The organism is Achromobacter sp. DMS1, from assembly GCF_001270295.1.
In genome coordinates, this window is the sequence record NZ_LHSJ01000260.1 from 1 (window position 1) to 5,558 (window position 5,558).

Here is a 5,558-nt window from a genome sequence, read left to right on the forward strand (position 1 = left end):
TGTGCCGCGAGCCGGCGGCGCGCCGGCTGCTGCTGGAGGCCGCCTCCGAAGAGGTCGATCACCTGGTCTGGTGCAACCAGCGCCTGGCGGAGCTCGGCAGCCGGCCCAGCCTGCTCAATCCGCTGTGGTATGCCGGCTCGTTCGCGCTGGGCGTCATGGCGAGCTATGCGGGCGTTCCGCGCAACCTGGGCTTCATGGCCGAGACGGAACGGCAGGTCGAAGCCCATCTCGACGGCCACCTGCGCACCCTGCCGCCGCAGGACGAGCGTTCGCGGCAAATCGTGCGCCAGATGAAGGAAGACGAAGCCGGCCACCGCGCCAGCGCCGAGCGCGCGGGCGGGGTGCCGCTTTCCGCGCCCGTCAAGGCCGCCATGCGGGCGATGTCCAAAGTGATGACCACGACGGCCTACCGCATCTGAACGAGGCCGCCCTGCGCCAGGGCGGTGCGCGATTTTGCTGCAATGCGCAAAACCGTGCGGAAATCCTGCCGAAATGCACCGTTTCAGTGCGAAAACCGGGCCGGGATAACCCGAGAATGGCTAGGGTTAGTCCGAGCCGGGTTTTCCCGCTCGGCAAAAACCCTTTTTTGTAACAATCCAGCAACGATGCGGGTTTGCGAGCGTCGATTTCGGGCGTTGACGCAAAAAAGCAACGTTCCCGCCGCCCTCCAAAAAATCCCAAAATAATTCTTGCATCGCACAAAAAAACTCGGTACTATGCATCTCATCGGATGTCGAAACGCAGACGGCGCGGTGAACACCCCGTCAGGCGCAGCGAGCGAAACCGCTCCCGGCATGCCAAGGTTGTCTCCTCCACCCTCCTCCTTTGGTGGATTTAGCCCGAGATCGCAAGATCTCGGGCTTTTTTTTGCTTGGCCACGAGGCCGTCCCGATTTTTTCACGGGGCGCCGCCCCGAGGGCGCCTCCATCATTTTTCGCATGCGGGACAACCCGGGTTGGCTCTACAATCGTTGCATGAATCGGGTATTGCGATCTGGATGCGCGCCGGCCCCGCTCGGGGCGGCATGCCGTGAAGGCGGGGTGTTACGTTCTGTGCGGGTGAATTGCACTTCCTTATCGCTCCTATATATGGGCGTTACACCTGCCCTCGATAATGGCGAGCCTTGTCTCGATAGACCAACCTAAGGTGATACTGTGACCTGGCTGTATATCTGTGTGGTCGCGTTCATGGTGGGGGGACTCATCGTGGCGTCGGAGCGTTGGCATGGCGCTTTCACCGGCGATAGCGATCTCAACAAACCCCAGGCCAACCACTCGCGGGCGACGCCCCGCGTGGGCGGGCTGGCCGTGCTGGCCGGCACGTTGGCGGGCCTGCTGGTGCTCGGTCCCAGCAACATGACGCTCACCTGGCTCTGGCCCGCGCTGTTCGTCGCGGCGCTGCCCGTGTTCGTGGCCGGCCTGCTCGAAGACATCACCAAGGACATCGGCGCGAGCAAGCGCCTGCTGGCCGCTTTCGTGTCGGCCGCCATCGCGTGGTGGCTGCTGGGCGGCGTGAGCCGCGTGGGCATGGCGCCCGTCGATTACGTGCTGTCGTTCTGGCCGGTTTCGCTGGTGTTCACCATGTTCGCCGTGGGCGGCTGCACGCACGCGCTCAACATCGTGGACGGCATGAACGGCCTGGCGGGCATGATCGCCACCCTGATGGCGGTGTCCATCAGCCTGGTGGCCCTGCAGGTGGGCGACGTGCCCATCTTCCTGGTGGCGGCGGCGCTGGCCTCGGCCACGCTGGGCTTCCTGGTCTGGAACTTTCCGTTCGGGCGTGTGTTCCTGGGCGACGGCGGCGCGTATTTCCTGGGCTTCATGCTGGCCGAGCTGGCGGTGCTGCTGGTGGTGCGCAATCCGTCGGTGTCGCCGTTCTACGCGCTGGCCGTGCTGTTCTACCCGGTGTTCGAAACCGCTTTCTCGATCTGGCGGCGCCGCTTCAAGCGCGGCGTGCCTGTGGACCAGCCCGACGCGCTGCACCTGCATCAGCTCGTGTTCCGCCGCCTGGTGCGCGTCACGTTCAGCCGGGGCCGCCGCCACGCCGTGCCGGCCCTGTGCAACGCCATGGCCTCGCCCTACATGTGGGTGCTGGCGCTGATCGGCCTGGTGCCGGCCACCATCTGGTGGGACAACGCCTGGGCGCTGAGCGCCAGCCTGGTGGTCTTCGCCGCCGTGTATATCTGGCTGTACGCGCGCCTGGTGTCCTGGCGCCGGCCCGGCTGGCTGCTGCTGCCGTCCGTGCTTAGAACCCATTGATCCATTCGGGCCCGCCGGCGTGCGCCGCCGGGGCCCGCTTACCAATCACCCGACCAAGTCTAGATGCCGTGATCGTTTTGCGGTGAAGGGAGAGTTATGTTGCGTATTCAGGATGTGAAGCTGGCCGTCGTGGGCCTGGGCTACGTGGGCCTGCCGCTGGCCGTGGAGTTCGGCAAGAAGCGGCCGGTCATCGGTTTCGATATCAACACCCGCCGGATCGACGCCTTGAAGGCCGGCCACGACCATACGCTGGAAGTCAGCGACGAAGAGCTGGCCGAGGCCCGGCACCTGAGCTATACGGCCGACCGCCAGGAGCTGGCCAGGGCCAACGTGTACATCGTGACGGTGCCCACGCCCATCGACGAGTACAAGCAGCCGGACCTGACGCCGCTGGTCAGGGCCAGCGAGACGATCGGCGCGGTGCTCAAGCGCGGCGACATCGTCATCTACGAGTCCACGGTGTATCCGGGGGCCACCGAGGAAGACTGCGTGCCGGTGCTGGAGCGGGTGTCGGGGCTGAAGTTCAACCAGGATTTCTACGCGGGCTACAGTCCGGAGCGGATCAATCCGGGCGACAAGGCGCACCGGGTCAACACGATCAAGAAGGTGACCTCGGGCTCGACGCCGGAGGTGGCCGAGCTGGTGGACCGGCTGTACGGGGAGATCATCACGGCGGGCACGCACAAGGCGCCCAGCATCCGGGTGGCCGAGGCGGCCAAGGTGATCGAGAACACGCAGCGCGACGTGAACATTGCGCTGATCAACGAGCTGGCGCTGATTTTCAACAAGATGGGCATCGACACCGAGGCGGTGTTGCAGGCGGCCGGCACGAAGTGGAACTTTCTGCCGTTCCGTCCGGGCCTGGTGGGCGGCCACTGCATCGGGGTGGACCCGTACTACCTGACGCACAAGGCGCAGTCGATCGGTTATCACCCGGAGATCATTCTGGCGGGGCGTCGGCTGAACGATTCGATGGGCAGCTACGTGGTGTCGCAGCTGGTGAAGGCGATGACCAAGCGGCGCATTCACGTGCAGGGCGCGCGGGTGCTGGTGATGGGGCTGACGTTCAAGGAGAACTGCCCGGACCTGCGCAACACGCGGGTGGTGGACATTGTGCGCGAGCTGGGCGAGTACAACGTGGACGTGGACGTGTACGACCCGTGGGTGGACCCGCAGGAGGCGGTGCACGAGTACGGCATCACGCCGGTGAGCCAGCCGGCCCAGGGCAAGTACGACGCGGTGATCCTGGCGGTGGCGCACCACCAGTTCGCCGAGCTGGGCGCCGAGGGCATCCGCAAGCTGGGCAAGCCCGAGCACATCCTGTACGACCTCAAGTACGTGCTGCCGGCCTCGGCCTCGGACCTGCGGCTGTAAGGGGGGCGCACGCATGACGACCCGTTTCCAGACCGTCCTCGAAGAACTCTCGGCCACGCCGCGCAAGTGGCTGGTGACCGGCTGCGCCGGCTTCATCGGCTCCAACCTGCTCGAAACCCTGCTCAAGCTGAACCAGACCGTGGTGGGCCTGGACAATTTCGCCACCGGCCATCAGCGCAACCTGGACGAGGTGCAGGGCTCGGTGAGCCCCGAGCAGTGGGCCCGCTTCACCTTCATCGAAGGCGACATCCGCGATCTCGACGCCTGCCGCCGCGCGGCCGAGGGCGTGGATTTCGTGCTGCACCAGGCCGCCCTGGGCTCGGTGCCCCGCTCGCTGAAAGACCCGATCACCACCAACGAGGTGAACATCGGCGGTTTTCTCAACATGCTGGTGGCCGCGCGCGACGCCCAGGTGAAGTCCTTCGTCTACGCGGCGTCCAGCTCCACCTACGGCGACCATCCCGCGCTGCCCAAGGTCGAGGAGAACATCGGCAAGCCGCTGTCGCCCTATGCCGTAACCAAGTACGTGAACGAGCTGTACGCGGATGTGTTCGCGCGCTCCTACGGCTTCGAGAGCGTGGGCCTGCGGTATTTCAACGTGTTCGGCAAGCGCCAGGATCCCAATGGCGCCTATGCCGCCGTGATTCCCAAATGGACCGCGGCCATGATCCGCGGCGAAGACGTCACCATCAACGGCGACGGCGAGACCAGCCGCGACTTCTGCTTCGTGGAAAACGCAGTGCAGGCCAATCTGCTGGCCGCCATGGCGCCGCCGGAAGGCCGCAACCAGGTCTACAACGTGGCGGTCAGCGGCCGCAGCACGCTGAACCAGCTTTTCGACTTCCTGGTGCAGGCGCTGGGCAAGCAGGGCGTGCCGTACGGCAAGAAGCCGGTCTATGGCGAATTCCGCGCCGGCGACGTGCGCCATTCGCAGGCCGACGTGAGCAAAGCCGGCCGCCTGCTCGGCTACCAGCCGACGCACACCGTGCTGCAGGGTCTGGAAGTGGCCATGCCCTGGTATACGCAATTCCTGCGTTGATTTGAAAGCCCTCATCCGCAGATTCGGCGCCCTGCACCCGGACCACCTGCGCATATTCAAGGGCGCGTTCCGGGTGGCCGTGTTCCTGGTGCTGGGCAAGGCCGCCGGCGCCGTGAAGGAAATGGCGGTGGCCTACCGCTACGGCGTCAGCGACGCCGTGGACGCCTACCAGTTCACGATGACCATGGCCACCTGGCTGCCGGTCACCATCGTGGGCGTGCTGTCGGTGGTGCTCATCCCCGTGCTGGTGCGGCTGCGCCGCGCCGAAGCGGCCGAGCGCGAGCAGTTCATCCGCGAGCTGCAGGGCTGGGTCGCCGCCGCCGGCGTGGCCCTGGCCCTGATCACCTGGCTGGCGTGGCCCTACGTGCTGGGCTGGCTGGGGCAGGGACTGTCCGAGCGCGTGGGCCGCATGACCGGCGAGCTGCTCGTCGCGTTCGCGCCGGTATCCGCGCTGCTGCTCGTGGCGGGCATCAGCGCCGCGCGCCTGCGTTCCCACGAGCGGCACGTGAACACCCTGCTGGACAGCGTGCCCGCCGTGGCGACGCTGGCCTGGGTGATGCTGGCCGCCGGCGCCCAGGGCGTGGGGCCGCTGCTCTGGGGCACCCTGGTCGGTTATCTCATCCAGACCGCGTGGCTGGCCTGGCTCGCCGCGCGCGCCGACGGCGGTTTCTGGGGCGCGCCGCGGCTCACGCTGCGTTCGCCGCACTGGCCCGAGCTCATGAGCGCGGCCGGCGTCATGCTCATCGGCCAGGTGGCCATGAGCTTCGTCGGGCCGCTGGACCAGTACGCGGCCGCCCAACTGGGCTCCAACGCCAATGCCATGCTGGGTTACGCCAGCCGGCTGCTGTCCCTGCTGCTGGGCATCGGCGCCGTGTCGGTGGGGCGGG

General features: G+C 66.6%; 5 protein-coding genes. All 5 read left to right on the plus strand.

The window, feature by feature from the left end; genetic code table 11:
- Window positions 1-419: 2-polyprenyl-3-methyl-6-methoxy-1,4-benzoquinone monooxygenase (gene coq7, locus AD428_RS21770; RefSeq protein ID WP_152968191.1), on the plus strand; the 419-nt coding region annotated here is incomplete at its 5' end.
- A gap of 735 nt (window positions 420-1,154) precedes the next feature.
- Window positions 1,155-2,258: an MraY family glycosyltransferase gene (locus tag AD428_RS21775; RefSeq protein WP_053246561.1), complete on the plus strand. Its 1,104-nt coding sequence runs from the start codon at window positions 1,155-1,157 to the stop codon at window positions 2,256-2,258.
- A gap of 96 nt (window positions 2,259-2,354) precedes the next feature.
- Window positions 2,355-3,632, plus strand: coding sequence for a Vi polysaccharide biosynthesis UDP-N-acetylglucosamine C-6 dehydrogenase TviB (gene tviB / locus AD428_RS21780; protein ID WP_152968192.1), 1,278 nt, complete (start codon window positions 2,355-2,357; stop codon window positions 3,630-3,632).
- 13 nt (window positions 3,633-3,645) lie between these two features.
- Window positions 3,646-4,671, plus strand: a complete 1,026-nt coding sequence (locus AD428_RS21785; RefSeq protein WP_053246562.1) for an SDR family oxidoreductase — start codon at window positions 3,646-3,648, stop codon at window positions 4,669-4,671.
- A 1-nt stretch (window position 4,672) separates the two neighbouring features.
- A partial coding sequence (locus AD428_RS21790; protein WP_053246563.1) for a lipid II flippase MurJ occupies window positions 4,673-5,558 on the plus strand: 886 nt, incomplete at its 3' end.